The 24,333-nt window shown below is 63.5% G+C and carries 26 protein-coding genes and 1 pseudogene; 15 read left to right on the top strand and 12 right to left on the bottom strand.

The genetic code is table 11. The features are described from left to right. The first annotated feature begins 63 nt into the window (after positions 1-63). Complete coding sequence (locus tag WF331_RS07925) at positions 64-933, top strand: ATPase (protein WP_340622792.1); 870 nt, start codon at positions 64-66, stop codon at positions 931-933. 87 nt (positions 934-1,020) lie between these two features. On the opposite strand, the gene WF331_RS07920 is transcribed toward WF331_RS07925, so the two are convergent. Both WF331_RS07920 and WF331_RS07915 read right to left on the bottom strand, forming a co-directional pair. Further along, positions 1,021-2,070 carry an alkene reductase gene (locus WF331_RS07920; protein ID WP_016498089.1) on the bottom strand — a complete coding sequence of 350 codons (1,050 nt, stop codon included), beginning with the start codon at positions 2,068-2,070 and terminating at the stop codon, positions 1,021-1,023. A gap of 17 nt (positions 2,071-2,087) precedes the next feature. Beyond that, positions 2,088-2,390, bottom strand: coding sequence for an ArsR/SmtB family transcription factor (locus WF331_RS07915; RefSeq protein WP_016498090.1), 303 nt, complete (start codon positions 2,388-2,390; stop codon positions 2,088-2,090). A 150-nt stretch (positions 2,391-2,540) separates the two neighbouring features. Here WF331_RS07915 and WF331_RS07910 point away from each other — a divergent pair, with 150 nt between their 5' ends. Next, positions 2,541-3,122 (top strand): acyl carrier protein phosphodiesterase, encoded by a 582-nt coding sequence (locus WF331_RS07910; protein WP_174370232.1) that lies wholly within the window; start codon positions 2,541-2,543, stop codon positions 3,120-3,122. A 132-nt stretch (positions 3,123-3,254) separates the two neighbouring features. Here the strand turns inward: WF331_RS07910 and WF331_RS07905 are convergent, their stop codons facing one another. Both WF331_RS07905 and olsB read right to left on the bottom strand, forming a co-directional pair. Next, on the bottom strand, positions 3,255-4,043 hold the full coding sequence (locus WF331_RS07905) for a lysophospholipid acyltransferase family protein (protein ID WP_016498092.1): 789 nt from the start codon (positions 4,041-4,043) through the stop codon (positions 3,255-3,257). Continuing rightward, on the bottom strand, positions 4,043-4,798 hold the full coding sequence (gene olsB / locus WF331_RS07900) for an L-ornithine N(alpha)-acyltransferase (protein WP_284360566.1): 756 nt from the start codon (positions 4,796-4,798) through the stop codon (positions 4,043-4,045). The genes WF331_RS07905 and olsB overlap by 1 nt, the downstream gene beginning before the upstream one ends. Before the next feature lie 157 nt (positions 4,799-4,955). Here olsB and WF331_RS07895 point away from each other — a divergent pair, with 157 nt between their 5' ends. From WF331_RS07895 to WF331_RS07870, 6 genes are all read left to right on the top strand, one after another. Further along, entirely contained in the window at positions 4,956-5,843 is an 888-nt protein-coding gene (locus WF331_RS07895; protein WP_016498094.1) for a hypothetical protein, read from the top strand. Positions 5,844-6,031: 188 nt separating this feature from the next. Beyond that, positions 6,032-7,114 carry a serine hydrolase domain-containing protein gene (locus WF331_RS07890; RefSeq protein ID WP_284360568.1) on the top strand — a complete coding sequence of 361 codons (1,083 nt, stop codon included), beginning with the start codon at positions 6,032-6,034 and terminating at the stop codon, positions 7,112-7,114. Further along, positions 7,111-7,416, top strand: coding sequence for an amidase (locus tag WF331_RS07885; protein WP_284360570.1), 306 nt, complete (start codon positions 7,111-7,113; stop codon positions 7,414-7,416). The genes WF331_RS07890 and WF331_RS07885 overlap by 4 nt, the downstream gene beginning before the upstream one ends. Before the next feature lie 44 nt (positions 7,417-7,460). Further along, the gene (locus WF331_RS07880; protein WP_016498097.1) at positions 7,461-8,042 is read left to right on the top strand and encodes a YceI family protein; all 582 of its coding nucleotides are present in this window, start codon (positions 7,461-7,463) and stop codon (positions 8,040-8,042) included. 1 nt (position 8,043) lies between these two features. After that, complete coding sequence (locus WF331_RS07875) at positions 8,044-9,201, top strand: phospholipase D-like domain-containing protein (RefSeq protein WP_284360572.1); 1,158 nt, start codon at positions 8,044-8,046, stop codon at positions 9,199-9,201. 44 nt (positions 9,202-9,245) lie between these two features. Further along, positions 9,246-9,824 (top strand): DJ-1/PfpI family protein, encoded by a 579-nt coding sequence (locus WF331_RS07870; RefSeq protein ID WP_016498099.1) that lies wholly within the window; start codon positions 9,246-9,248, stop codon positions 9,822-9,824. A 126-nt stretch (positions 9,825-9,950) separates the two neighbouring features. Here the strand turns inward: WF331_RS07870 and WF331_RS07865 are convergent, their stop codons facing one another. Beyond that, positions 9,951-10,349, bottom strand: coding sequence for a nuclear transport factor 2 family protein (locus WF331_RS07865; RefSeq protein WP_340622791.1), 399 nt, complete (start codon positions 10,347-10,349; stop codon positions 9,951-9,953). Between the two features lie 115 nt (positions 10,350-10,464). Between WF331_RS07865 and WF331_RS07860 the strand changes: the two genes are divergently transcribed. After that, positions 10,465-11,055 carry a GNAT family N-acetyltransferase gene (locus tag WF331_RS07860; protein ID WP_016498101.1) on the top strand — a complete coding sequence of 197 codons (591 nt, stop codon included), beginning with the start codon at positions 10,465-10,467 and terminating at the stop codon, positions 11,053-11,055. Then, a complete protein-coding gene (locus tag WF331_RS07855; RefSeq protein WP_284360575.1) occupies positions 11,052-11,924 on the top strand; it encodes a carbon-nitrogen hydrolase family protein in 873 nt (290 codons plus the stop codon). Before WF331_RS07860 ends, WF331_RS07855 begins: the two co-directional genes overlap by 4 nt. A gap of 43 nt (positions 11,925-11,967) precedes the next feature. Here the strand turns inward: WF331_RS07855 and WF331_RS07850 are convergent, their stop codons facing one another. Next, positions 11,968-13,491 carry a fumarate hydratase gene (locus tag WF331_RS07850; protein ID WP_016498103.1) on the bottom strand — a complete coding sequence of 508 codons (1,524 nt, stop codon included), beginning with the start codon at positions 13,489-13,491 and terminating at the stop codon, positions 11,968-11,970. 375 nt (positions 13,492-13,866) lie between these two features. On the opposite strand from WF331_RS07850, the gene WF331_RS07845 reads away from it, so the two are divergent. Then, positions 13,867-14,787, top strand: a complete 921-nt coding sequence (locus WF331_RS07845) for an iron-sulfur-binding ferredoxin reductase (RefSeq protein WP_259140738.1) — start codon at positions 13,867-13,869, stop codon at positions 14,785-14,787. A gap of 35 nt (positions 14,788-14,822) precedes the next feature. Here WF331_RS07845 and pyk read toward each other — a convergent pair whose 3' ends face one another. Further along, entirely contained in the window at positions 14,823-16,277 is a 1,455-nt protein-coding gene (gene pyk / locus WF331_RS07840) for a pyruvate kinase (RefSeq protein ID WP_016498105.1), read from the bottom strand. Positions 16,278-16,457: 180 nt separating this feature from the next. Here pyk and WF331_RS07835 point away from each other — a divergent pair, with 180 nt between their 5' ends. The 3 genes from WF331_RS07835 to sbcB all read left to right on the top strand — a co-directional run bounded on the left by WF331_RS07835 (position 16,458) and on the right by sbcB (position 18,803). Continuing rightward, complete coding sequence (locus WF331_RS07835) at positions 16,458-16,844, top strand: tetratricopeptide repeat protein (protein ID WP_340622790.1); 387 nt, start codon at positions 16,458-16,460, stop codon at positions 16,842-16,844. Positions 16,845-16,967: 123 nt separating this feature from the next. Next, entirely contained in the window at positions 16,968-17,327 is a 360-nt protein-coding gene (locus tag WF331_RS07830) for a PilZ domain-containing protein (RefSeq protein WP_016498107.1), read from the top strand. Positions 17,328-17,369: 42 nt separating this feature from the next. Then, the gene (gene sbcB / locus WF331_RS07825; protein ID WP_041167573.1) at positions 17,370-18,803 is read left to right on the top strand and encodes an exodeoxyribonuclease I; all 1,434 of its coding nucleotides are present in this window, start codon (positions 17,370-17,372) and stop codon (positions 18,801-18,803) included. A gap of 73 nt (positions 18,804-18,876) precedes the next feature. Here sbcB and mvaT read toward each other — a convergent pair whose 3' ends face one another. After that, complete coding sequence (mvaT, locus tag WF331_RS07820; RefSeq protein ID WP_016498109.1) at positions 18,877-19,254, bottom strand: histone-like nucleoid-structuring protein MvaT; 378 nt, start codon at positions 19,252-19,254, stop codon at positions 18,877-18,879. 285 nt (positions 19,255-19,539) lie between these two features. On the opposite strand from mvaT, the gene purU reads away from it, so the two are divergent. Further along, on the top strand, positions 19,540-20,391 hold the full coding sequence (gene purU / locus WF331_RS07815) for a formyltetrahydrofolate deformylase (protein ID WP_016498110.1): 852 nt from the start codon (positions 19,540-19,542) through the stop codon (positions 20,389-20,391). A gap of 187 nt (positions 20,392-20,578) precedes the next feature. Here the strand turns inward: purU and WF331_RS07810 are convergent, their stop codons facing one another. From WF331_RS07810 to WF331_RS29280, 4 genes and pseudogenes are all read right to left on the bottom strand, one after another. After that, entirely contained in the window at positions 20,579-21,571 is a 993-nt protein-coding gene (locus tag WF331_RS07810; RefSeq protein WP_016498112.1) for a lysylphosphatidylglycerol synthase transmembrane domain-containing protein, read from the bottom strand. After that, positions 21,568-22,332, bottom strand: a complete 765-nt coding sequence (locus WF331_RS07805; protein ID WP_340622789.1) for a DUF2334 domain-containing protein — start codon at positions 22,330-22,332, stop codon at positions 21,568-21,570. Before WF331_RS07805 ends, WF331_RS07810 begins: the two co-directional genes overlap by 4 nt. Next, a complete protein-coding gene (locus WF331_RS07800; protein WP_016498114.1) occupies positions 22,325-23,446 on the bottom strand; it encodes a glycosyltransferase family 4 protein in 1,122 nt (373 codons plus the stop codon). The genes WF331_RS07805 and WF331_RS07800 overlap by 8 nt, the downstream gene beginning before the upstream one ends. Before the next feature lie 238 nt (positions 23,447-23,684). Next, positions 23,685-24,281 (bottom strand): annotated as a pseudogene (locus WF331_RS29280) (methyl-accepting chemotaxis protein); the annotation flags it as partial. Positions 24,282-24,333: the final 52 nt, after the last annotated feature.

The raw sequence follows: 24,333 nt of genomic DNA, 5'->3' as shown, positions 1-24,333 counted from the left end.
CAACACGCCGCGCTTGCGGTTTATACTCGTGCCTCTTTGCGACTACCGCGGTTGAATGTATCCATGCGTAACCATGCTCACGATGACTACGATGACGTGCCTACCTTGCGGGCGGGCACCGTTGATGATGACGAACTGATGCCGGCGCACGTGGTGCGCAGCCGTCAGAAAGCCGCCCGCGGGGCCAGCACGGCGCCGTTGTGGGCGCTGCTCGGCGCTTCGTTCATCGCGTTGGCGGGCCTGGGCTGGTGGAGCTTCCAGCAGATCTCGCTGATGGAGCAGCAGCTGGTGGCGACCCAGGAGAGCTTTGCCCGCATCAGTGAAGAAGCCGCCGGGCGTTTGCAGGCGATCAGTGGCAAGGTGGAGGCCAGCGAATCCGGCGTTACCAGCAGCAGCGAGGCGCTGAAGCTGCAGTTGCGCCAGTTGCAGAAGGGAGTGGCCGGTCAGACAGGTGACTTGGGTAAACGCCTGGAGCAAGTGCTGGCCGATACCCGTGAACAGCAGAAGGCTGTGACCGAGCTGCAAACCCAGCTGCAGGCGCAGCTGAAGCTGGTGAACGGCGAGCTGGCCGCGTTGCGTTCGGGTCAGGTTGATGGCGGCAAGCTGGATGCCCAGTTCAAAGGCCTGAACGAGCAGGTTGCCGCGCTGAAGGCCGCGCAGGTGGATGGCGGCAAGCTGGACGGGCAGCTCAAGAGCCTGGGCAGCGAAGTGGCGGCACTGAAGAAGCAGGGCAACCCGAGCGCGGCAATCCAGGGCCTGGAACAGGATATTTTGGTGTTGAAGAGCCAGATCGACAACCGCCCGGCTGCGGCAGCGTCCGGTGGTGCGTCGGTGCAGGAGTTCGATGCCTTCCGGGCGCAGATGACCCGCAACCTGAATACCTTGCAGAGCCAGGTTCAGAATCTGCAACAGCAGATCAACGCTCGGCCGTGACGCTCCAAGGGAGGGCGTTGCCCTCCTATCGCGACACAAGCGGCCTTGCGTCGCGATAGGGCCGCAAAGCGGCCCCGGCAACCGTGATTACAACCGCGGATAATCGATATACCCCACCGGCCCCTTGCCATAGAAAGTCTCTGGCCGCGCCTCGTTCAACGGCGCATCCGCCGCCAGCCGCGCCGGCAGGTCGGGGTTGGCGATGAACGGCACGCCAAACGCCACTGCATCGGCCTTGCCACTGGCCAGGGCCGCATTGGCGCTGGCTTTGTCAAACCGCTCGTTGACGATGTACAAGCCGCCGAACGCTTCTTTGATCAATGGGCCGATGCTGTCATCGGCTTCCCGCTCCCGCGAGCAGATAAACGCAATGCCCCGCTTGCCCAGCTCGCGAGCCACGTAGCTGAAGGTTTCGGCGCGGTCGGCATCACCCATGTCGTGAGCATCGGCACGGGGCGCCAGGTGCACGCCTACGCGGTTCGCGCCCCACACTTCGATGGCCGCATCGGTCACCTCCAACAGTAGGCGTGCACGGTTTTCCAGCGACCCGCCATAGCGGTCGGTACGCTGGTTGGTGCTGCTTTGCAGGAACTGGTCGAGCAGGTAACCGTTGGCGCCGTGAATCTCTACACCATCGAAACCGGCAGCCTTGGCGTTCTCGGCACCGCTGCGGTAGGCCTCGACGATGTCGTTGATTTCCTCGGTTTCCAGCGCGCGCGGGGTGGGATAGTCACTTAGCGGGCGCACCAGGCTTACATGGCCCTTGGGCTGGATCGCGCTGGGGGCAACCGGCAGTTCGCCGTTCAGGTAGCTGGGGTGGGAGATACGGCCAACGTGCCACAGCTGCAGGAAGATGCGCCCGCCGGCGGCATGCACGGCCTTGGTGACGTTGTTCCAGCCACGCACCTGCTCATCGTTCCAGATGCCGGGGGTATCCGGGTAGCCGACGCCCATGGCACTGACCGAAGTCGCCTCGCTGAGGATCAGCCCGGCGCTGGCGCGCTGCACATAGTATTCGGCCATCAGCGCATTGGGCACGCGGCCTTCGTCGGCCCGGCAGCGGGTGAGCGGGGCCATGATGATGCGGTTGGGCAGTTGCAGGTCGCCCAGGGTGATCGGATCGAAAAGCGTGGTCATAGCGGTTACCTGCCTTGTCAAAGTGCTTGGCGCAGTTGTTCGAGGAACGCCTCGATGGTGGCTTCGTTGCGTTTGAAGAAGTGCCATTGGCCGATCTTCTGGCTGCTGATCAGCCCGGCGCGCTGCAAGGTGGCCAGGTGAGCGGAGACGGTCGACTGCGACAAGCCGCAGCGTTGGTCGATCTGCCCGGCACACACACCGTTTTCGGTGCTGTGGTACTGGTCGGGGAACTGCGTTGCCGGGTCTTTCAGCCAGCTGAGGATTTCTCGCCTGACCGGGTGGGCCAGCGCTTTTATGATTTCGTCGAGATCAAGAGGCATGGGGTGAGGCTCGTTGTAGCGGTATATCGCGATAGGGCGAAATGTAAATCGCCCGATCCCGATATACAAATACGAAGAGGTTCTGAGCTGAGTACGAATCGCTATATCGCGTTATAACGATATATTGGTGAGCGGTGCTAGACTGCGCCCATGAACTACCTCGCACACCTGCACCTGGGCGGCCCGGCGCCGCAACAACTGCTTGGCAGCCTGTATGGCGACTTTGTCAAGGGCTCGCTGGAAGGTCGCTTCCCGCCTGCGCTGGAGGCGGCTATCCGGCTGCACCGGCATATCGACAGCTACACCGATCAGCACCCATTGGTGCTGGCAGCCTTGGCGCGCTTTCCGCGTGAGCGGCGGCGCTTTGCCGGCATCGTCCTGGATGTATTCTTCGACCATTGCCTGGCGCGGGATTGGGGCAACTACGCCGAGCAGCCCCTTGAGCAGTTTACTGGCGCGTTTTATCGGGTGCTGCTGGCGGAGCCAGAGCTGCCGGGGCGGCTGGCGCGGATTGCACCGTTCATGGCAGCGGATGACTGGCTAGGGGCGTATGGCGATTTTGCCACCCTGGAGCATGTGTTCAACGGCATTGCCCGGCGTTTGTCGCGACCTGAGGGCATGGCCGGGGTGATGGTGGAGCTGGAGCGGCTGTATGAGCCGCTGCTGGCGGATTTTCGCGAGTTCTACCCGCAGTTGCAGGCCTTTGCAGCGGCGCGCATGCCTGACAGCTGATTTTATTCGCCTGTTCCGGCCCTATCGCCGGCAAGCCAGCTCCCACAGGTTGAGCAACAGCTTCAAGACCTGTGGAGTACCTGTGGGAGCTGGCTTGCCGGCGATAGGGCCAGTACTGACAGCACAAAAAAATCAGGCAGCCCGCGCCTGCCGCCTTGGCACTGCTTCAACTTCTTCTACCCCGAACAACGCCAGGTGAATTGCCTGCTGCGCCTGCAACGCCAGCACCGCACGTTCCTTGCCCACGCTGCCAATCGGTTGCAGCAGCTCAATGCACACCTCGCCCCGCGGCTGGGCAAACAGGCGCATCAGGTGCGACACCAGGTCATCATCGCCAATGAACGGCGCAATCGGGTCGATCTGGCCATCACGCAAATACTGGATAGCCACCGGCTGCACGGCCACGCCGCGGTCGATGGCACCTGCCAGCAGGCGGCCATGGAAGGTGCGCAGGCTGCGACCGCTGGTAGTGGTGCCTTCGGGGAAGATCAGCAGCGGCCGGGCCAGCCCCAGTTGCCCGGCGATCTGTTCGCGCAGGCGCTGGCTGTCACCCCCGCCACGGCGAATGAACAGCGTGCCGGCTTTTTCCGCCAGCCAACCCGCCACCGGCCAATGACGCACCTCGGCCTTGGACAGGAATGACAGCGGCAGCAGCATGCCGAGCAGGGGGATATCGGTCCACGAGACATGATTGCTGACCCACAGCATCGGCCGCTGCGGCAACTCACCCACCACCCGCACATCGAAGGGCAGGGCGGCGACCAGGCGTTTCATGAACAGGCAGGTCCAGCGCTGGCGGCGTTCGATGGGGGCCTTGAAGCCCAGGCGTTCACCGAGGGCGACAAGGCTGGCCATCAACATGCCCAGCAACAGTACCAGCAGCAGTCTGCTCAGGCGGGCTACTACCCGCAGCTTCGGCATCACACCGCTGCCTTGAAGTGGCGGGCGTAGCGCGGGCACAGGTCATCGCGCTTGAGCAGGATGAACACGTCGGCCACCTGGAAGTCCTCGTCCCAGCACGGTTCGCCGCAAATCTTCGCGCCCAGGCGCATGTAGGCCTTGAGCAGCGGTGGCATTTCGGCGATGACGTTACCCGGCAGGGCCAGGCTTGGCAGCGGCTTCTTCGGTTCGGCACGCAGGTGCTCGTTGCACAGGTAGCGGTCACGCAGGCGCTGCATCACGGCATGGGCCTGTATGCCGCCGTCCTGCATGGGGATGCTGGCGCAGCCCATCAGGTAGCTGTAGCGGCCCTCGTTGAGCACCTCGGCCAGTTCACCCCAGAGCACGGCGATGGTGCCGCCGTTGCGGTAGTCGGAGGCTACGCAGGTACGGCCCAGCTCCAGGATCGGGCCCTGCAGCTGCAACAGGCCGTGCAGGCGGAATTCTTCCTCGCTGTAGAAGCGGCCCAGGCTGCTGGCGGCCTGGTGGTCGAGCAGACGGGTGGTGGCCACCAGCTCGCCGGTGCTCAGGTCACGCACACCAATATGGCGGCAGTGCACGTCGTAGTCGTCCATGTCCAGGCCCTGCTCGGCACCCTTGAGCTTGGCCTTGAATTCTGCGCTGAACACTTTGAAACGCAGGGCCTGGGCCTCTTGCAGCGCCGCGGCGCCAACCAGGCGTTCGGCTTGCAGACGGCGTTCAGTGCTGTTGTCGCCAGAGTGAGCGATCCGAGTCATTACGAGTCTCCATAAGCCAGCCATGAGGGTTGCGGCCGGTCGGCTTTGTTGTGCAAAGTCAGCCTAGGTAGGCGCGGTGTCACCCCTGTGAATCTTTGGTGATGCTTGCGTGACACCCCCGAACCTTGACCAGAAAGCCCCAGCAAGGAGCCGTCCGATGGCCTGGTTGCAACGATTGAACGACCCGCTTCGCCACGCGCCGGCGGACACTCTGGGTGAAACCTATGCCGCGCTGCTCGAGCGCCTCGGCCCGGTTGCCCCCTTCGAACTGGCGGCACTGGGCGGGCGCGCGATGGCCACGCCGGGCCTGGCTTTTCTGGTGGGTTACCAGGCCGCCTTGCGCGTGCTGTGGCCCAGTGCACCGGCCAGCCTCGGCGCCCTGTGCGCCACCGAGCGGCGCAGCGTAAGGCCGGCGGACATGCATACGCGCCTGGACGGTTTGCGGCTGAGCGGCAGCAAGGACTTTGTCACAGCCGGGCTGGAGGCGGAGTGGCTGCTGGTGGCGGCGCGCAGCGAAACCGCAGGCGCGGCGCCACAATTGAACCTGGCGGTGGTTTACCCCGGGGAACCTGGCGTGACGCTGGAGCCATTGCCGACCCTGCCGCTGATGCCGGAGGTGGGCCACGGGCGCTTGCTGCTGGAGCAGGCAACGTGCGAGTTGCTGGCCGGTGACGGCTGGGATGCCTATGTGAAGCCGTTCCGCTCGCTGGAGGATTTGTATGTGCTCACGGCGCTGACGGCCTGGCTGTATGGCGTGGGGCAGGAAAGCGCCTGGCCACAGGATTTACGGCTGCAGCTGCTTGGGCTGCTGGCAGGATGTGCAGAGGGCAGTCGGCAGTGTGCCGATAGCGTGAGTTGCCATTTGTTGCTGGGCGGGTTGTTTGCGCAGTTCCAGGCATTGCGGGGGGCGATCGATGCGGCCCTGGCGGCAGGGCCGGTGCATTGGGCACAAATCTGGCAGCGTGACCAAGGGGTGATGACACTGGCCGCGGCGGCGAGAGAGAAGCGGCTGAACAAGGCTTGGGCTGCTGCGGGATTGTCATGAAGGCCTGATAGGTTTTTGTGAACCGATGATCCCGGGGGCCGCCTTGCGGCCCATCGCCGGCAAGCCAGCTCCCACATGGATCGCACAATGCCCAAGGTGTGTGCAGTACCTGCGGGATTGTCATGAAGGCGAGCTGGCTTGCCGGCGATGGGCTGCGCCGCAGCCCCAAAATTTCGAGCTGAAACACAATGCTGAAAGGTCTGCTACTGGTTCTTTGCCTGGCCTTGGCAACCGCCGAAGCCGAGGGCTGGCCTGATCCTGCCTGGCAGAACGACCCTGCCACGTTCGACTGGCAAGCCGTCGACGCCTACGCCTTCCCCCCTCGCACTGCCCCCGACCGCAGCGGCATCCGCACCGACGCGCTGCTGATCATCCGCGACGGCCGTATCCTCCACGAGCGCTACACCGCCCCCACCACTGCCGCCACCGCGCATCTGACCTGGTCGGTAAGCAAGAGCGTGCTCGCCACGCTGATGGGCGTGGCCCAAGGCGAAGGACGCTTCCAGCTGGAAGATCCGGTCACCCGTTTCTACCCCGCCATGCGCGGTCATCCGGGCATACGCATGGCCGATCTGCTGCACTGGGCCAGTGGCCTGGACTGGCAGGAAGACTACGAATACGCCCCGCTCAAGTCCTCGGTGGTGGCCATGCTGTATACCCGCGGCCGCGAGGACATGGCGGCCTATACGACGGCGCGGGGCGCTTCGGCTAGCCCCGGTCAGCGATACCTCTACTCCAGTGGCGACAGCAACCTGCTGGCCGCCGCGCTGCGCGGCATGCTGGATGCCGGGCAATATCCCGATTACCCTTGGCACGCGCTGTTCACCCCGCTGGGTATCGACAGCGCAGTGTGGGAGCGTGACCGGGCGGGCACCTACGTGGGCTCTTCCTATCTGTACCTCAGCGCCCGCGACCTGGCGCGTATCGGCTTGCTGATGCAGCGCGACGGCCGTTGGCAAGGCCGGCAACTGCTGCCCAAGGCCTGGGTGGCTTTCAACCGCACAGCGTTTGACCATGCCGAACCTGTGCCGGGTGAGGCCACCCCTGGCGGCCACTGGTGGCTCAACCAGCCGCTGGCCGGCGCCGCGCGGCCTTGGCCAAGTGCGCCCGACGACACCTACGCCGCCCTTGGCCACTGGGGCCAGGCGCTGTACGTGCTGCCCGCGCAAAAGCTGGTGGTCGTGCGCTATGCCGATGACCGCGACGGCAGTTACCAGCACGACGAACTGCTCAAGCGGGTACTGGCGGCCATGGCCCGGGAGGGCACATGAAGCGGGCCTTGTTGCTGCTACTGGTGCTGCTGCTGGGCCTGTTGTTCTGGGCCTGGCAGGAGCGTCAGGCACTGGCGGATTTCCCCGGCATCCTCTCGGCCTACTCGGCCAAGGAATACTGCTCGTGCCGCTTCGTCATGGGCTTCGAGCAGGCCTACTGCCAAGGTTATGTAAAGCAGTGGCTGCCGCTGAGCCTGCTGGAGGAAAACAGCCAGCAGCGGCTAGTCACTGCCGAGGGGCTTGGGCGGCGCAACCAGGCTGCCTGGCAGGGCCTGCGCGAGGGTTGCCGCTTGCTGCCATGAAGGCGGGCGGGTAAGGTTGGCGGCTTGGTTTCACGAGATTTGTCATGTTCAAACTGCCCCGTCTACTGCCCGCCTTGTTGCTGGCTTTGTGCCTGCCCGCCCACGCCAATTGGCACCTAGATGGCGAATCGTCGCGCCTGTCGTTCATTACCGGCAAGAACGGTGACACCGCCGAAGTGCACCGCTTTCTGGTGCTGCACGGTACGGTCGACCGCAAAGGCGTGGCAGGGCTGAGCATCGAGATGGACTCTGTCAGCAGTGGCATCCCGCTGCGTGACGAGCAAATGCGCGACAACCTGTTCGAGGTCGGGCGCTTCGCCGAGGCCACGGTAAAGGCGCAGATCGATCTGCGGCCGATCAATGACCTGGCCGATGGTGCACAGATCGAGTTGCGCCTGCCGCTGACGGTCACGTTGCATGGCCAGTCGCACAGCTACAACGCCTTGCTTTTGGCCACTCGCCTGGATGCGCGGCGGTTCCAGGTTGTGACCCTGGAACCGCTGCTGCTGCGCGCCGAGGATTTCGGTTTGCTGCCGGGGCTGGAAAGCCTGCGCAAGTTTGCCGGGCTCAAGTCCATCAACCCGTCGGTGCCGGTTAGCGCGGTGCTGATTTTCACCGCCCGCTGACATGCCGGGGCCGGTCTTCCCCTGGCGGGATGGCAACCAGTTCGAACTGCTGATCGACGGCCCCGAGTTCTTTCCGCGCATGCTGGAGGCAATCGTGGGTGCCGAGTTTCAGGTTGACCTGGAGCTGTACCTGGTCGAGGCCGGCGCCTGTGCCGAGGCCGTGGTCGAAGTGCTGGAGCAGGCCGCCCGGCGTGGTGTGCGGGTGCGTTGCCTGTTCGATGACTATGGCTCGCTGGCCTTCAACAGCGCCCTGCGCCAGCGCCTGCTGGAAGCCGGTGTGTACCTGCGCTTGTACAACCGCCTGCGCTGGAAGCGTGGCCTGCGCAACCTGTACCGCGACCACCGCAAGCTTTTGCTGGTGGACGAACGCTGGGCGGTGGTGGGCGGCACGGGCGTAACCGACGAGTTCTGGAAGCCGGGCGACGCGACCAGCGAATGGCATGAGGTGATGGTGCAGATTCAAGGGCCGGTGGTAACCGACTGGCAACTGCTGTTCGACCGCCAGTGGTCCGCCAACAATCGCCGCACCGCCTGGCGCCCTGCCGAAGGCTTCGGCCTGCCGCGCCTGCCCAAGTTGCCTGCCCACGGGCAGGGCATGGGCCGGGTGGCCTATGCCGACGCCCGTCAGCACCAGGACATCCTGCATTCGCTGGTGCGGGCGCTGAACAGTGGCAAGCAACGGGTATGGCTGGCCACGCCGTACTTCCTGCCGACCTGGAGCGTGCGCCGTTCTTTGCGCCGTGCCGCCAGCAAGGGGCTTGATGTGCGCCTGTTGCTGACCGGCCCACGCACCGACCACCCGTCGGTCCGCTACGCAGGGCACCGCTATTACCCACGCCTGCTGCGCGCCGGGGTGCGGATTTTCGAATACCAACCGTGCTTCCTGCACCTGAAGATGGCCGTGGTAGACGACTGGGTCAGCGTCGGGTCGTGCAACTTCGACCACTGGAACCTGCGCTTCAACCTTGAGGCCAACATCGAGGCGCTGGACCCGCCGTTGACAGCGGCGGTGGTGGCCAGCTTCGAGCGCGACTTTGCCTTGAGCCAGGAAGTCGACCTCGACCACTGGCATGCCCGCCCCCTCTGGCGCAGGGTGAAGCAGCGGATCTGGGGCTGGATCGACCGACTGGTGGTCAACGTGCTCGACCGCCGTGACTGACAGCGGCTATCGTGCATTGACGGTTAACCGAAGGAGTGGGTGCGATGACGGCGAAGAAGATTCTGATGCTGGTGGGCGACTACGTCGAGGATTACGAAGCGATGGTGCCGTTCCAGGCCTTGAGTATGGTGGGCCATACCGTGCATGCGGTGTGCCCGGAGAAATTGGCGGGGCAGACAGTGCGCACTGCCATCCATGATTTTGAGGGTGAGCAGACCTACAGCGAAAAGCCGGGGCACAACTTTGCCCTGAATTACGACTTCGTGCGGGTGCGGCCCGAGAGTTACGACGCGCTGCTGATCCCGGGTGGCCGTGCGCCGGAGTACCTGCGCCTGGATGAAAAAGTGCTGGAGCTGGTGCGGGCGTTCGACCAGGCCGGCAAGCCGATTGCGGCGGTGTGCCATGGTGCCCAGCTGTTGGCGGCGGCGGGTGTGCTGGAGGGGCGCGAATGCAGCGCGTACCCCGCGTGTGCGCCGGAAGTGCGTCTGGCGGGCGGCACGTTCATCGACATCGCGGTGGACCAGGCCCATGTGGATGGCAACCTGGTGACTGCACCGGCCTGGCCGGCGCACCCGGCATGGCTGGCGGCATTTCTGAAGGTGCTGGGCACCCGCATCGTCTGACCGGGCCCCTTCGCAGCACAAGGCTGCTCCTACAGGGACCCCACAACACTCAGGTCTTGTGCTGGCCCTGTAGGAGCAGCCTTGTGCTGCGAAGGGGCCGGTACACGCAATGCAGCTCTCTCAGGCTTAGGCTACCTGCTCAACCCAGTCATTGAGGTTGTAGTAGTTGGTCACCCGGGCAATCTTGCCGCAGTGGATATAGAAAAACGCCCCCGCCGGCAGCACATAGGTCTGCCCGTTGGCTGCCGGCAACCCTTGGTCATCCGGCAGGTACTCGCCATGCACGGTGAACTCCGCCGCCGCGCGGCTGCCGTCGGCATTCTGCATCACCACGATATCGGCCAGGCGTTCGCGGTAGCAGCGGTTCATCTTGTCCATGAACGCGGCAAACCGGGCCTTGCCCATTTGCCGCTCGCCCTGGTTGATGTCGTGGATCACGTCCTCGCTCAGCAGGGCGAGAAAGCCCGGCATGTCGCCGGCGTTGAACGCGGCGTAGTAAGCATTTACCAGTTCGGTAGCGGTCATGGAACAGTACCTGTCGTGTAGGGAAAAGGCGGGTCGCTGCCTCGGATGATAGGGTTTCCCTTCAAGCCCGGCTTAGCCGAGCGCGTCATCCACATCGACAAAACGACCGCCACGCATGGAAATACGCCTGTTGCACGGCGCCGCTATCGCGCCATACATCGATGACCTCGCTCGCCTGCGCCTTAGCGTGTTTCGCGAGTTTCCCTACCTGTACGACGGCACCCCGGAGTACGAGGCTGACTACCTGGCCGCCTATGCGCGCTCCGGGCGTAGCCTGGTGGTGCTGGCGTTGGACGACGGCAAGGTGGTGGGCGCTTCCACCGGCCTGCCGCTTGTGGATGTCGCCCCTGAGTTCCAGCAGCCGTTCCTGGCCCAGGGCCGCGACCCGGCCAGCGTGTATTACTTCGGTGAGTCGCTGGTGCTGCCGGAGTACCGTGGCCAGGGCCTGGGCGTGCGCTTCTTCATCGAACGCGAGTCCTATGCGCACAAACTGGCCGAGTTCGATTACTGCGCGTTCTGCGCGGTGGAGCGGCCAGGTGTGCACCCGCGACGGCCGGCAGACTACAAACCTTTGCACGGTTTCTGGCGCAACCGCGGCTTCCTGCATGACCCGTCATTGCGTACCACCTACGCCTGGCGCGACCTGGATGAACAGGAAAGCTCCGACAAGCTGATGTCGTTCTGGCTGAAGGAACTGCCGATATGATCCGCCTGGCGGCCTGCCAGTACGCCATCGAACTGCATGAAACCTGGGACGCCTACGCCGACCACCTGCAGGGCCTGTGCGCCGAGGCCGTGGAGGCGGGCGCACGCTTGCTGCTGCTGCCGGAATACGCCGGTCTGGTATTGAGCGGCCAACTGAGTGCCGAGCAGCGGGGTGACCTGAAGGCTTCGATTGCCGGCATCCAGCCGTTGATCGAGCCGTGGAGGGCGCTGTGCGAGAGCCTTGCCCGGCGCTGGGGAATCTACCTGCAACCGGGCAGCGTGCCGTTGCTGGACAGCGATGGGCGGTACCGCAACCGTGCCTGGCTGTTCGGCCCCAAGGGTGTGCTGGGTTACCAGGACAAGCTGATGATGACCCGGTTCGAGCGAGAGCAGTGGGACATCGCGGCGGGCCAGGGGCTACAGGTGTTCGACACCGAGTTGGGGCGCCTGGGGATTTTGATCTGTTATGACAATGAATTCCCCATGCTGGCCAGGGGCCTGGCCGAGGCGGGTGCCGACCTGATCCTGGCGCCCAGCTGTACCGATACCGAGGCGGGTTACCACCGGGTACGCATCGGCGCCCAGGCCCGGGCACTGGAGAACCAGATTGCCGTATTGCAGAGCCCTACGGTGGGGCATGCGCCATGGTCGCCTGCGTTGGACGAGAATATCGGGCGGGCAGGGTTGTTCGTTCCGCCGGATCACGGGATGCCGGGGGATGGAGTGGTGGCGTTGAGCGAGGCACTGAGGCCGGCGTGCAGCCAGTGGCTGGTGTGTGAGGTGGACCTGGAGGAAGTGCGGCGTGTGAGGCGGGAAGGGCAGGTGTTTACCCGCAGGGACTGGCCGGAGCAGTTTGACAGAGTCCTGTGAAAACAGTGGCGCCCGCAAAGCAGGCGCCACTGTTACATCAGGTTTACTTCACTTCGACTGCCAGGCTCTCGGCAATCTTGCTCTGCCACAGGGCAGGGCCAGTGATGTGTACCGATTCACCGTTGCTGTCTACGGCAACGGTAACCGGCATGTCCTTGACGTCGAACTCGTAGATCGCTTCCATGCCCAGTTCGGCGAAGGCCAGGACCTTCGACTTGCGGATGGCCTGGGCCACCAGGTAGGCAGCGCCACCAACGGCCATCAGGTACACGGCCTTGTTGTCCTTGATCGCTTCGATGGCGGTCGGGCCACGCTCGGACTTGCCGATCATGCCCAGCAGGCCGGTCTGCTCAAGGATCTGGCGGGTGAACTTGTCCATGCGGGTAGCGGTGGTCGGGCCGGCAGGGCCTACCACTTCGTCACCGACCGGGTCGACCGGGCCTACGTAGTAGATGAAGCGGCCTTTCAGGTCCACCGGCAGCTCTTCGCCACGGTTGAGCATTTCGACCATGCGCTTGTGCGCGGCATCGCGGCCGGTCAGCATCTTGCCGTTGAGCAGGATGGTTTCGCCCGGTTTCCAGCTGGCGACTTCTTCCGGGGTGATGTCGTCGAGGTTGACGCGGCGGGCACTTGGGCCGGCTTCCCAGACGATTTCCGGGTAGGCGTCCAGCGACGGCGCTTCCAGTTCGGCCGGGCCGGAGCCATCGAGCACGAAGTGGGCGTGACGGGTGGCGGCGCAGTTGGGGATCATGCACACCGGCAGCGATGCGGCGTGGGTCGGGTAGTCCATGATCTTGACGTCGAGCACGGTGGTCAGGCCACCCAGGCCCTGGGCACCGATGCCCAGCTGGTTGACCTTCTCGAACAGCTCCAGGCGGATTTCTTCCAGACGGTTCTGCGGGCCACGGGCTTTCAGCTCGTGGATGTCGATGGACTCCATCAACACTTCCTTGGCCATGACGGCGGCCTTCTCGGCGGTACCGCCGATGCCGATGCCGAGCATGCCAGGCGGGCACCAGCCAGCGCCCATGGTCGGAACGGTCTTCAGCACCCAGTCGACGATCGAGTCGGACGGGTTGAGCATGGCCATCTTCGACTTGTTCTCCGAGCCGCCGCCTTTGGCTGCGACATCGACCTCGACCTTGTCGCCAGGGACGATGGAGTAGTGGATCACTGCCGGGGTGTTGTCCTTGGTGTTCTTGCGGGCACCGGCCGGGTCGGCCAGGATCGATGCACGCAGCACGTTTTCAGGCAGGTTGTAGGCGCGACGCACACCTTCGTTGATCATGTCGTCGACGCTCAGGGTGGCGCCGTCCCAGCGTACGTCCATGCCCACGCGCACGAACACGGTGACGATACCGGTGTCCTGGCAGATCGGGCGGTGGCCGGTGGCGCACATGCGCGAGTTGATCAGGATCTGGGCGATGGAGTCACGCGCAGCAGGCGACTCTTCACGCAGATAGGCCTCGTGCATGGCCTGGATGAAATCGACGGGGTGGTAGTACGAAATGAATTGCAGGGCGTCGGCGACGCTCTGAATCAGGTCGTCTTGCTTGATCACGGTCATGCAGCGCGCTCCTCTTAAAGACGGGAACATTCATAAAGACGCTCGACGGTGCCGACCAGCATGTCGAAACGCCTTGCAAGGCGCCGGCAGGTCAGGCCGGCGGAAAAAGGCGCGGCAGTATAGCGCGCATCTGTGCCGGGCACACCTTCGGCCGGTCTGGACCATGGTCGGCCGCGGGCAGGCACTGTTCTTGCTGTCTGGCTGAAGAGATAGGATGCTTGACGGGGGCTGGCTTGCAGCCCAATCGCCGGCAAGCCAGCCCTCACAGGGTTGCACCAGCCCTGTAGCTTGCACTGATCTGTGGGAGCTGGCTTGCCGGCGATTGGGCCGCAAAGCGGCCCCGGCAAGATAAAGAGCCAGGAGAGATAGCTGACAATGCCCGAAATTTGCGTGGGCGAGCGCCGCTGGGCGGTGCCGACCGGCAGCAACCTGCTCGATGCCTTGAACGAGGCCGGGTTGAATGTGCCCTACAGTTGCCGCGCCGGTAGCTGCCATGCCTGCCTGGTGCATTGCCTGGACGGGCTGCCAGCGGACGCCTTGCCCGAGGCGTTGGCGCTGGAGAAACACGCCCAGGGCTGGCGACTGGCTTGCCAGTGCCGGGTAGTGGGTGACCTGCGTGTGGCGGTGTTCGACCCGCAGCAGGATGGCATTCCCGCACAGGTTTGCGCACTGGACTGGTTCGGTGACGTGCTGCGCCTGCGCCTGCGCCCAGAGCGCGCAGTGCGATATCAGGCGGGCCAGCATGTGGTGTTGTGGAGCGGGGCGGTAGCGCGGCCCTATTCCCTGGCAAGCCTGCCGGGTGAAGACGACTTCCTTGAATTTCATATCGACTGCGAGCGGCCCGGTGCTTTTTGCAGCAAGGCCCGCGGGTTCAAGGTTGGCGACTCGATGCGCTTGGGGGAGCTCAGGGGCGGAGCGTTGCATTACGACCCGGACTGGCAAGGACGACCGCTCTGGTTGCTGGCTGCGGGTACTGGGCTTGCGCCTTTGTGGGGCATTTTGCGCGAGGCGATGCGGCAGGGGCATCAGGGGGAAATCAGGGTGATGCATGTGGCGCATGGCCACGTTCAGCATTACCTGGCTGAGCCGTTGCAAGGGATTGAAGGCGTGAGTGTCGAGCTGGTGCTGGCGGAGCAGTTGGATGAAGCGCTTGCTGCATTGCGGCCGACATCACGGCAGACGGTTGCACTGGTATGTGGCTCGCCGGCGAGCGTGGAGCAGTTTGCACGGCGGCTGTTTATTGCAGGGGTGCCCAGGAACCAGGTGTTTGCCGATGTATTTGTCGAGCATGCTTGAACAAGAAGGGGCCGCAAAGCGGCCCCCGGGGTGGATCAGCCGACCAGCGGATCACCGACATGCAGGATCTTCATGCCGTTGGTGCCACCGATGGTGTGGTAGCTGTCACCTTTGGTCAGGATCACCCAGTCACCCTGTTCCACCAGGCCACGCTTGAGCAGTTCGTCGACTGCCGCCTGGCTTACCTTGTCGGCCGGCAGCGAGGCCGGGTCGAAGGCGATCGGGTAGACGCCGCGGAACATCGAGACGCGAGCCTGGGTGGCGCGGTGCGGCGACAGTGCGAAGATCGGCACGTGCGAACGCAGGCGCGACATGATCAGCGGGGTGTAGCCGCTTTCGGTCAGGGCGATGATCGCCTTCACGCCCGGGAAGTGGTTGGCCGTGTACATGGCCGCCAGGGCGATGCTTTCGTCGCAACGCTCGAAGGTGGTGTGCAGGCGGTGGCTGGACTTCTGGTTGGTCGGGTGCTTTTCGGCACCTTGGCAAATCCGCGCCATGGCCTGTACGGCTTCGATCGGGTAGGAACCGGCAGCACTTTCGGCCGACAGCATCACCGCATCGGTGTTGTCCAGCACGGCGTTGGCCACGTCGGACACTTCAGCGCGGGTCGGCATCGGGTTCTGGATCATCGACTCCATCATCTGGGTCGCCACGATCACCGCCTTGTTGTTGCGGCGGGCGTGCTGGATGATCTTTTTCTGGATGCCGATCAGCTCGGCATCGCCGATTTCCACACCCAGGTCGCCACGGGCAACCATCACCGCGTCGGAGGCGGCGATCAGCTTGTCGAGGGTCTCGTCGTCGGCAACCGCTTCGGCGCGTTCGATCTTGGCCACCAGCCAGGCGCTGCCGCCGGCCTCGTCACGCAGCTTGCGTGCGTATTCCATGTCGCTGGCGTCACGCGGGAAGGAAACGGCCAGGTAGTCCAGGTCCATTTCCGCAGCCAGTTTGATGTCGGCCTTGTCTTTTTCGGTCAGGGCCGGTGCGGTCAGGCCGCCACCTTTACGGTTGATGCCTTTGTGGTCCGACAGCGGGCCACCGATGATCACCACGCAGTGCAGGGCGTCTGCAGTGGCGGTTTCGACGCGCATGACCACACGGCCATCGTCGAGCAGCAGTTCGTCACCGACGCCGCAGTCCTTGACCAGGTCGGGATAGTCGATACCGACGATGTCCTGGTTGCCTTCGGTCAACGGGTGGGCGGTGGAGAAGGTGAACTTGTCACCGATCTTCAATTCGATGCGCTTGTTGGCGAACTTGGCGATGCGGATCTTCGGACCCTGCAGGTCGCCCAGCAGCGCGACATGGCGGCCGTTCTTGGCGGCGATGTCACGGATCAGGCGGGCGCGGGCCTTGTGCTCGTCCGGAGTGCCGTGGGAGAAGTTCAGGCGTGCCACGTCCAGGCCGGCAAGGATCAGTTGCTCGATCACTTCCGGCGAGTTGCTGGCGGGGCCAAGGGTGGCGACGATTTTGGTACGGCGGATGGTCATGCACAGACTCCTATAGTGAAGCGCAGCGAAAGGCTACTCCTGAATCTCGCTGTAGTCATTGTTCCGTTGCACTACCTGCGACCAAGGCAGGGTGGCATTTGAACGGTCGGGGGTATCCTTGCAAAAGCCTGTGAAGATTTGTTGGCGTTGGCCGATACACAGGCATCAAAGGAGATCCCCATGCGAGCCCTGATCGTTTTAGCCCTGGCGGCCAGCGCCGTCGGCTGCACCCGCTGGTCCATGGACCACCACCTGAACAATGCCTACCGCGCCTACGATCGTGGCGACTGCGCACGGGTCATGCTGGAGCTGTCGCAGGTCGACCGCACCAGCCGTCCGCGGCCGTTCATCCATCCGGAGGTGTCGCTGCTGCGTGGCCAGTGCCTGGAGCGCCAGGCGCTTTACGTGGATGCCGCGCAGACTTACCAGTACCTGATCCAGAAGTACCCGGGCAACGAGTACGCCTATCGTGCCCGGGCGCGCCTGCAGACTCTTGAAAAACTTGGCCATGCCCGTAGCGGCGAAGCGGCTGTGGCCAACCCGGTGACGACCACACCTTGGCGATAACACCAAGGTGTGGTTTATTTCACGAGATTTGCGGCGCGCCCTGCGCTAATCTGTAACTCAGCTGTTACAACAACCGCCAGTACCTTGTATTCCTGGCATCAGGTACGGAATACACTCGCGATCATGTTCAACAAGCGCCACATCGAACGCCATCAACTGCCTTGTGTCCTCAAGGTATTCAACCGTTTTACCGGTCAAGAAATCGGCCAGCTGGGTAATGCCTCCGAGGATGGCCTGATGGTAATCAGCCAGCTGCCTGTGCTGGTAGGGCCCGATTACGAACTGCAATTGCGCTTGCCGCTGGTCGGCGGCGGGCATCAGTTCGTCAACCTGACCGCCAGTTGCCTGTGGTGCCGCGAAGACCAGACGCCCGGGCACTACGATTCGGGCTTCATGCTGTTGCAGGCCCCCCGCGAATTCGACGAGTTCGTGCGCTCACTGCGTGATTATTTCAGTTTTCTTCCTGCCAACGCTTCTGTCTGAGGCTGCGCTAGAATCGGGTCGACCTTGATACAGGACGACCCCGTGACCTCAAGCATTTTCTGGCACGACTACGAAACCACCGGCATCAACCCGCGTTGCGACCGGCCACTGCAGGTGGCCGGCGTGCGCACCGATTTCGACCTTAACGAAATCGACGAGCCGATCAGCCTTTATTGCCGGCCTTCCGACGACATCCTGCCGCACCCGGCGGCTTGCCTGGTGACAGGCATCACCCCGCAGTTGCTGGCCGAGCAAGGCCTGTGCGAGGCCGAGTTCATGACCCGGGTGCATGCGCAACTGGCGCAGCCGGGTACCTGTGGCGCTGGCTACAACACCCTGCGCTTCGACGATGAAGTGACCCGCTACAGTTTGTACCGTAATTTTTTCGACCCGTATGCCCGGGAGTGGCAGGGCGGCAACAGCCGCTGGGACCTGATCGACATCGTGCGGACCGCCTACGCCTTGCGCCCCGACGGTATTCAATGGCCACAACAGGATGGGCGCACCAGCCTGCGCCTTGAACTGTTGAGCAAGGCCAATGGCATTGACCATGGGCATGCGCACGAGGCGCTTTCCGACGTGCGGGCAACCATTGCCCTGGCCCGTCTGATTCGGCAAAAACAGCCCAAGTTGTATGACTGGCTCTTCCAGTTGCGCAGCAAGCATAAAGTGATGGAACAGATCCGTTTGTTGCAGCCACTGGTGCATATATCCGGGCGCTTTTCAGCGGCGCGTAATTACCTGGGTGTCGTATTGCCATTAGCCTGGCACCCGCGTAATCGCAATGCGCTGATCGTCTGCGACTTGCATCAGGAATCCCTACCGTTACTAAGGGAAAGTGCTGAGGTTCTACGCCAGCGCTTGTATACCCGTCACGATGCGCTGGCCGAGGGTGAATTACCGGTGCCGCTCAAATTGGTGCAGATCAATCGCTGCCCGGTACTGGCGCCATTGTCGGTATTGCGTCCGGCCGATCAACAACGATTGGGCCTGGACTTGACGTTGTTACAATTGCGCGGCGAACAGTTGGCTAATCAACAGGCGCAATGGCAAGACAAGCTGGAGCACATCTACGGCAAGGAAGACTTCGCCCCGAGTGAAGACCCGGAACAGCAGTTGTATGACGGTTTTGTGGGGGACCGAGACCGCCGCTTATGTGAGCAAGTGCGTGCGCTGGAACCCGCACAATTGGGCCGTGGCCAGTGGATGTTCGATGACCCGCGTTTACCGGAATTGCTGTTCCGCTATCGGGCGCGCAACTTCCCTGAGACCTTGACCAGCGAAGAACGCCAGCGCTGGTATGGCTTCTGTCAGCAACGCCTGAGTGACCCGCAGTGGGGAGCACCCAATACGCTGGGCGACTTCGAGCAGGCGCGTCAGCAAGCCTGGGAAGGCGCTGACGAGGCTGGCCGGCGTGTACTGGAGGCTTGGCAAATGCATGCCCGGCAATTGCAGACACAATTTGCAATTGACTGACCGCGGCGCAAACAAAAACGCCGGCAATGTGCCGGCGTTTTTGTTGCGTTAAGCAAAAGGCAAATGCGGACAATCAGTCCAGCAGGGTTGCCCAGCTCTCAACCACATCACCACCCCAAGTGGCTTTCCACTCTTTCAGGGTCTTGTGGTTGCCGCCTTTGGTTTCGATCACTTCACCGTTGTGCGGGTTTTTGTATTGCTTGACCTTGCGCGCACGTTTGGTGGCAGTAGGCTTGACCGCGCCGCGAGGTGCCTTGCTCAGTTTCGACTCTGGGTCGAGCAGGGCAATCACGTCGCGCAGCGACTTGGAGTACTCGCCCATCAGTGTGCGCAGTTTGCCTTCGAACTCCAGTTCTTTCTTCAGCTTGTCATCCTGCGACAGGTTGGCCAGGCGGGCCTGAAGTTCCTTGATGGCTTCTTCGGTGGCGCGGTACTCGTTGATCAGGGACATGGAGTGTTCCTTTAATGCGTGTTCAGAAATGTGTGGGGCAATAATAGACAGGCCATACTCGCAAGTAAACATGATATTCCGCGATTAACTGTTAATTAAGCTGTGACAACATTTCGCTACGTGAACAAAAATTTACTTACAAACCCGGCATTTCGTCATCTCTGTCAGGCAATGCCTGCGCTGCGTATGCGGGACGGCATACGCCGTCGCCGCTGCGATCAATACTGCGTTTTTTCTGGCGGGCCGCTAGAATAGGCGCCTTTGCGAAGTTCTGGAGTCTCATTCATGCGCACCTATCGTCTGGTGATCGCCTGCCCCGACCGTGTAGGCATCGTGGCGAAAGTCAGTAATTTCCTGGCCTTGTACAATGGCTGGATCAACGAAGCCAGCCACCACTCTGATGAGCAGAGCGGTTGGTTCTTCATGCGCCATGAAATCCGTGCCGAATCGCTGCCGTTCGGTATCGAAGCCTTCCGCGAGGCGTTTGCGCCAATCGCCGAAGAGTTCTCCATGACCTGGCGCGTTACCGACTCGGCGCAGAAAAAGCGTGTGGTACTGATGGCCAGCCGTGAGTCGCACTGCCTGGCCGACCTGCTGCACCGCTGGCACACCGATGAACTGGATTGCGAGATCCCTTGCGTGATTTCCAACCACGACGACCTGCGCAGCATGGTCGAGTGGCATGGCATTCCGTTCTTCCATGTACCGGTCGACCCCAAGGACAAGGCCCCGGCTTTTGCCGAAGTGTCACGCCTGGTCCAGGAGCACGCCGCCGATGTGGTGGTGCTGGCCCGTTACATGCAAATCCTGCCGCCGCAACTGTGCCGGGACTTTGCTGAAAAGGTGATCAACATCCACCACAGCTTCCTGCCGTCGTTCGTCGGCGCCAAGCCTTACCACCAGGCCTCCCTGCGTGGGGTGAAACTGATCGGCGCGACCTGCCACTACGTGACCGAAGAGCTCGACGCCGGCCCGATCATCGAGCAGGACGTGGTGCGTGTCAGCCATGCCGACAGCATCGAGGACATGGTCCGCTTTGGCCGTGATGTGGAGAAGATGGTGCTGGCCCGTGGCCTGCGTTATCACCTGGAAGACCGCGTGCTGGTGCATGGCAACAAAACTGTCGTTTTCGATTGATGATGCAGGGGGCGCAAAGCGCCCCCGGCAATCTTGAAAGGAACACTGATGGCCAAACAACGCAACACCCCTACCGCCTCACCGCCTCCCACTCTCGGCGAAGGTTGCCTGGCCCGCTACGACCCCGAAGCCCTGGATGACACCGACGGCACCGACTTTCCCGGCGCTGCCGAACTCTGGCAACAGCTCAACCCGCCTGACGCCGCCAGCGCTCCAGCAACGGACGCGCCAGCAGGCACACGAACACCGGGCCGCCCGCCAGCAGATAAAAGTAGTAAGTAACCGCCCGCCATATCAGGATCGCCGCGGCTGCGGTCGAACTACCCACCCATGGCGTCAGCAGGCTGGCCGAAGTCAGCTCGGCGGCACCCGCGCCCCCTGGCAGCAGGCTGAACTGGCCGGCACTGAGCGACAGCATCTGCACAAGAAAGCTGGGGATCCATGCCAGGTCCACCCCCAACCCCCTCAATACCAGATACAACACGCTGTAGCGCAGGCCCCAGTGTAGGCAGGTCAGGGTAAACACCAGGCTTAACGTGCGCTTGGGCAACTGCCAGGTCTGCGCCAGCGCGTGCATGAAGTGCAACAGCTTGCGGGCCCAGCGGCGTTTGCGCTGCTGGCTCATGCCCAGGCGCCGCAGCAGCCTGCCGTTCAAGCGCATGACCTGGCGGCGGTAGCGCAGCAGCCCGGCCACCCCGGCCAGTGCTGTGCACAGTAGCAGCGCACTGCCGAGCAACATGCTTTCCTGGCTGCGGCCCAGGCTGTGGAACAGTGCGTAACCGGCTATCGCCAGCATTGCGCAGAAGAAAAACACCAGGTCGTTCAACTGGTCCATGGCGAATACCGCGCCGCTGCGTGCCGGGCTGATGCGGTCACGCGCCAGCAGGGCCATGAGGGTCAACGGCCCGCCGCTGCCGCCGGGGGTGGTGCAGATGGCAAATTCGGTGGCCATGACCACGCCCAGGCTGCGCAGTGGCCCAAGCCTGGCACCTTGCTGGCCGAGCAACAGGCGCAAGCGAATGGCGTTGATCGCCCAGCACAGCAGGATCATGCCCAGCAGAGTGAGCATCAGCACAGGGTCGAAGCGTTGCAGCCTCGGCAGCAGCTCGCTGCCACCGAGCAGGATCGGCACCAGCAATGCCGCGAGCAGTGCCAGGCCCAGCCAGGCCAGGCGGTTCATGCGCTGGCCTGGCGGTCCAGCCAGGCCGATTTGGTCAGTGGCTCGCGGCCTTGAGCCAGTAGGCTGCGCAAGGTGTTCAGCCAGTATTCACGGGAGGTGCGGTGGCGCATGTCCACCGGGTGCAAGCCCAGGCGCAGGATCTCGGCATCGCGCCAACGGCGGCATTGCCAGTCGCACAGCACCCTTGAAAGCCCTCGGCGCCAGGCGCTGCGGGCACTCCACACCAGCCCCGGGGCTTCAATCGCGGTGAAGTCCGGTAAGCGGTACAGGTGCTGTGGCGTGCTGGTGTAACGAAGCGGCAGGCGGCGCAAGGCCTGGCGGGTGCCCTCGCTCATCAGCCAGGCTGGCGCGACAAAACCGGCCACAGGCCAGCCCTGCTGGTGGAACATTGCCAGGCCGCGCTCCAGCCGTTGCAGGGCCTGCTGCTGGTCGAGGCCGTAGAACTCACCTTCGTGGGTATAGATACGGCGCATGAAGTAGTCGCCGGGCGTGCGGGGCGGCGGGCCGTTGTCGGCATGGTAATAGCCGTGCAAGGCCAGTTCGTCGCCCTGAGCCAGGCGCCGGTCAAGCAAGCGGCAGAAGGTGGGAGAACGCAGCAGCAGGTTGCGCTGGTGGAAGTCCGGCACCACAAGCCAGGTCATCGGGACGCCGCCGAGGCTGTCGACGGCTTCGACGAAGGGTTGGTAGTCCGGCCAGGTCTCGGGCGCAACATCATGCAGCACCAGCATCAGGCTGCGTGACGCCGGCCGTGCCTCAACCATGGGCGCGCACCTGCGGCGGGTGGCCGAGCACGGCCTGATAGTGTTGCAGCAGGCCGCAGACCACGTTGTCCCATGAATAGTGCTGCTCCACGTGGCGGCGAGCCTGCGCCCCGAGTGGGCGTACGCCGGCCTCGAACGCTTCGCGCACGGCCGCTGCCATGGCCTGGCCATCGTTGGGCCGGCACAGGCGCCCGCACTGTTCGTTGACGATTTCGCCGAAGGCGCCGGCGCGCACGGCCACCACGGGGGTGGCGCTGGCCATCGCTTCGAGGATGACCAGGCCGAAGGTTTCCTGGTCTCCGGCGTGCACCAGCAGGTCGGCGCTGGCCAGCAGCCGGGCAACTTCCGGGGCCGGGCAGAAGTGGTCGATCACGCTGACGTTGCGCGGCACGTTGGCCGGCATGTTCGAACCCACCAGTAGCAGGTGGTAGGGGGCGCCCAGCTGCTTCATGCAGTCGAGCAGCACCGGCAGGTTCTTTTCCCGCGAGCCGCGGCCGGCATAGATCAGCAAACGGCTGGTGTCGGCAATGCCCAGTTCTGCGCGCAGGTGCGGGTCGCGCTGGCTGGGGTTGAAGGTGGCCAGGTCCACGCCCAGGCGCTGCACATGCACATCGCGAACGCCCAGGCGGCGCAATTTGTCGGCCATTACCTGGCTGGGCGCGAGAACCCGGTCGAAATTGCCGTAGAGCTTGCTGACATAAGCCTCGACATTGGGCGTGAACCAGTTGCCCATACGGTTGCTGACCAGCAACGGCAGGTCGGAATGGTAAAAGCCTATCACTGGCACATCCAGTTGACGCCGTGCCTCCAGCGCTGCCCAGGCGGTCAGGTAGGGGTCGCCGACTTCGATCAGGTCGGGCTTGAGCCGTCGCAGTTCACTGCACCAGGGGGCCAGGCGTACCGGGAAGCGGTAACCCTTGCCGAATGGCAGAGGCGGGGCGGGCACTTGATAGATGCCATCGGCGTGCTGTGCACTGGCACCGGGGATCAGCAGGCTGTGGCGTACGCCGTGCATGGCGTCAAGGCGGCGGTGTTTGGCATCAAGATAGGTACGTACGCCGCCGCTGGCCGGGGCGTAGAACATGGTGATGTCGGCGATGTGCACGATCAGCATCCCTCCGGGATCATCTTCGGTCTGTCATTCGGCGGTAACTGCCGGCGATGACGCGCCTAAAGGTGGACCTTTCAGAAGGATAGTTTGTTCGATCGGTTTGAGGAGAGGGGGGAGTTCGGAATCCTTGTAGCAGCAGCCTTGTGCTGCGAAGAGGCCGGTGAAGGCAACATGGCAGTATTGCCTTTACTGGCCTCTTCGCAGCACAAGGCTGCTCCTGCAGAGGAGGGTGTAGCTCGGGTCAGATGCGGAAGCTGCCCACCAGCTGCTTCAGGCGGCCGGCCTGCTGCTCAAGGTCCGAGCAGGCGCGCAGGGTGGCTTGCAGGTTCTCCACGCCTTCCTGGTTGAGCATGTTGATCTCGTTGATGTCCATGTTGATCGCCTCGACCACGGCGGTCTGCTCTTCGGTGGCGGTGGCCACCGACTGGTTCATGCCGTCGATCTCGCTGATGCGCACGGTAACGCTGTCCAGCCGCTCACCGGCCTGGTTGGCGATCTGCACGCTGTCCTGGCTGTGGCGCTGGCTCTGGTCCATGGTCTCGACCGACGCGCGGGCGCCAACCTGAAGCTCTTCGATCATGGTCTGCACTTGCTGCGCCGATTCCTGGGTGCGGTGCGCCAGGTTGCGCACTTCATCGGCCACCACCGCAAAACCACGGCCGGCTTCACCGGCACGTGCCGCTTCGATGGCGGCGTTCAGCGCCAGCAGGTTGGTTTGCTGGGAAATGCTGGTGATCACTTCGAGGATCTGGCCAATGTTGACGGTCTTGTTGTTCAGCGTCTCGATGTGGCCGCTGGAACTGACGATCAGGTCGGACAGGCGGTTCATCGCCGCAATGTTGCGCTCGACCACCTGTTGCCCCTCTTCGGCCAGCAGGCGAGCCGAACTG

It is taken from the genome of Pseudomonas sp. YNh, from assembly GCF_037993085.1.
GTDB lineage: Bacteria > Pseudomonadota > Gammaproteobacteria > Pseudomonadales > Pseudomonadaceae > Aquipseudomonas > Aquipseudomonas putida.
The sequence above is the reverse complement of the archived record's forward strand: the minus strand, read 5'-3'. Positions and strand labels throughout refer to the sequence as shown.